The organism is Streptomyces fuscigenes (genome assembly GCF_021556455.1).
In the GTDB taxonomy this organism is placed as follows: Bacteria; Actinomycetota; Actinomycetes; order Streptomycetales; family Streptomycetaceae; genus Streptomyces; species Streptomyces fuscigenes.
In genome coordinates, this window is the sequence record NZ_JAKGCV010000575.1 from 1 (window position 1) to 2951 (window position 2951).

The window sequence follows — 2951 nt, forward strand, 5'->3', positions numbered from 1 at the left end:
GCCGCTCGCGACGTGCCGGGCGGCGGGGCCGGGTGGGGGGCGCCCCGCGCGAGGGCCCCGGCGGACGCGGGGGCCCTCGCGCGTCGTGCCCGGATCAGCGGGCCGAGGCCGGCCAGTCCACCAGGGGCGAGCGGTAGAAGTCGATGCCCATGGCCGCCAGCCGCGGCCCCTGCGCGGCGAGCCGCACCTTGTAGGTGTTCCAGTCGAGCGCGGACTCGGGCGACCAGCCGAGTTCCGCGATGCCCGGCAGCCGCGGGAACGCCATCGCCTCGATGTCCGCGTTGTCGGTGAGCGTCTCGGACCACAGCGGCGCCTCGACCCCGAGGACGGCGCTCGCCGGGACCCCCGCTCCCGCGAGGTAGGTGCCCGGGTCCCAGCCGTAGGAGCGGTCCACCTCGACCGTGCCCGCCCAGTCCTGGCCGAGCACCGTGTCGTCGGTGTACTTCATGTCGAGGTACGAGCGGTCGGCGGGCGCGAGCACCACCTTGGTGCCGGCCAGGGCCGCCTTCGCCACCTGTGCGCGCTCGGCGGCGCCCGTCGTGTCCGTGCCCCAGTACTCGGCGACGGCGCCCGGCGACTGCCGGGCCGCGGTCATCTGGTGCCAGCCCATCACGCGCTTGCCGTACTTCGTGACGACGGCCTGGGCCTTGTCCATGAACGCCACGTAGTCCGCCTGGCTGGTGGAGTGCGCCTCGTCGCCGCCGATGTGCAGGTAGCGGCCGGGGGTGAGCGCCGCCAGCTCCCGTACGACGTCGTCGACGAAGTCGTACGTCACGGCCTTCGGCACGCACAGCGAGCTGAAGCCGACCTCGGTGCCGGTGTACAGGGGCGGCGCGACGCCGTCGCAGTTCAGTTCCGGGTACGAGGCGAGCGCGGCCTCGGTGTGCGAGGGCATGTCGATCTCGGGGACGACCTCCAGGTGGCGGGAGGCCGCGTACGCGACGATCTGCTGGTACTGCGCCTTGGTGTAGTACCCGCCGGTGCCGCCGCCGACCTCCGTGCTCCCGCCGTACGTGGCGAGCCTCGGCCAGGAGTCCACGGCGATGCGCCAGCCCTGGTCGTCCGACAGGTGCAGGTGCAGCTCGTTGATCTTGTAGAGCGCGAGCTGGTCGATGTACTTCTCCACCTGGGCGGGGGTGAAGAAGTGGCGCGACACGTCGAGCATCGCGCCGCGGTACGCGTAACGCGGCACGTCGGTGACGGTGCCGCCCGCGACCTGCCAGGGGCCGCGCTGCCTGCTGTGCTTCTCGATCGACGCGGGCAGCAGCTGGCGCAGGGTCTGCACGCCGTGGAAGAGGCCCGCGGAGGTACGGGCGGTGAGGGTGACCCCGTCGCGGCCGGAGTCGAGGCGGTAGCCCTCGGTGCCGAGGGCGGCGTCGCCGCGCGGGTCGAGGTCCAGGGTGAGGGAGCCGCGCGAGGAGTGGCGCGGCGCGTCCACGACGGGCAGCCGGTAGCCGGTCGCGGGCCGCAGCAGACCCGCCAGGTAGGTGCCGACCTGGCGGGCCTCCCGGGCCCCCGCACCGCGGCCCTCGGTCTCGATGCGGGTCCCGGCGCCGAGCGTGAACGGGGAGCCGCCCGGGCGGACGTGGGCCGGTTCGGGCACGATCTGGCCGAGCGGACGCGCCGCCGGGTGCTGCGTGGCGGGCGCCGCGCCGAGGGCGCCGGCGCCGGCCGTGAGCAGGAGCAGCAGCGAGCCGGCGATCCGGGGGGTGCGCAGGGCGCGGATGGATCTGTGCAGTCTCACGGGCATCCCTTCGACGTGGGGGTGTCGAGAACGCGGTGCGAAAGCGGGTGCGGCGAGCAGGTCCGGGCCGCCGGGGGGGCGCGGCTCACGGGTGCGGAGCAGCGAACGGCTGCCGGCGGGCGGCGGACCGTCCCACTCCATGGGACGCGGGGACCGCTGTCCCGTCAAGGGACGGGTACGGGCCAGAACTGACGGCCCGCCGGCAGCGACCTGCCGCCCGCACCGCTTCCCCGCCCTCGGACGGCCCCCGCGCCGGCTCCGGCCGCGACGCCCGCGCCGCCGGTCCCCCGCTCGGCCCGCACGGCCCCTGGTCTTCCCGCTCCGGCCCCGGCGGCGCGCGTCCGTCCGGGGCTGCCGCGCCTCCCCGAAGCGGTGGAAGAATCCGCACATGGTGGAGATCTCGCAGAAGGACGGCACCTGGAGTTTCGACGGCGACAGCCTGCGCATCGCGCCGGGCACCGCCGGGGGGATCTCGCCGCTGCGCCGGCAGCTCGGCGAAGTCGTGGTGCCGCTGCGGGCGTTGGCGGGGATCGCGTACGAGCGGGGGCGGGGCGCCGGTCGGCTGCGGGTGCGGCTGCGCCCCGGAGCCGATCCCCTGCTGCAGGTGGCGGCGGGCCGGCTCGACGCGGCGTCGGACCCCTACCGGCTCAGGGTGGAGAGCGAGCGGGCGGACGTCGCGGAGCACCTGGCGGAGCGGGTGCGCAGCACGCTGCTGCTGGCGGACGTGCCGGCCGCTCCCGTCGACCGGTACCTGCTGCCGGGCCCGGCCGTGCCGGTCTCCGTGGCGGCGGGCGACGGCACGGCCTCGTTCGACGGCGAGCTGATCCGGCTGGAGTGGAACTGGAAGACGCGGCCGGAGAAGTCCGCGGGCGGCCCCCGCACCCTGCCGCTGTCCGAGGTGGCCGCCGTGGAGTGGCGGCCCAGCGTCGGCCTCGACGACGGCCACCTGCGCTTTCGCACCGCCTCCGGTGCGTCGCCCGGCGCGCCCGCCGCCGGGCACGACCCGTACACCGTGGAGCTGTGGGGTTTTCGCAGCGACACCGCCATCGCCCTCGTGGGCGCGGCGGTCGCGGCCCGCCTCCCGCACCCGGCCCGTGCCGCGCGCGGCACGGCTGCCGGGGAGGGACGCGTGGGGATCGCGCGCCGCACGATCGAGTCGCCGGCCGGGGCGGGCCGGGGGGACCGGCCGGGCCGGGCGGCGGGCGGC

The 2951-nt window shown here is 76.5% G+C and carries 2 protein-coding genes; one reads left to right on the top strand and one right to left on the bottom strand.

All coding sequences use genetic code 11. The features are described 5' to 3' along the window. Window positions 1–94: 94 nt before the first annotated feature. Entirely contained in the window at window positions 95–1750 is a 1656-nt protein-coding gene (locus L1885_RS26465; protein WP_372482033.1) for a beta-N-acetylhexosaminidase, read from the bottom strand. A 382-nt stretch (window positions 1751–2132) separates the two neighbouring features. Between L1885_RS26465 and L1885_RS26470 the strand changes: the two genes are divergently transcribed. Next, a partial coding sequence (locus tag L1885_RS26470; RefSeq protein ID WP_235799689.1) for a DUF4429 domain-containing protein occupies window positions 2133–2951 on the top strand: 819 nt, incomplete at its 3' end.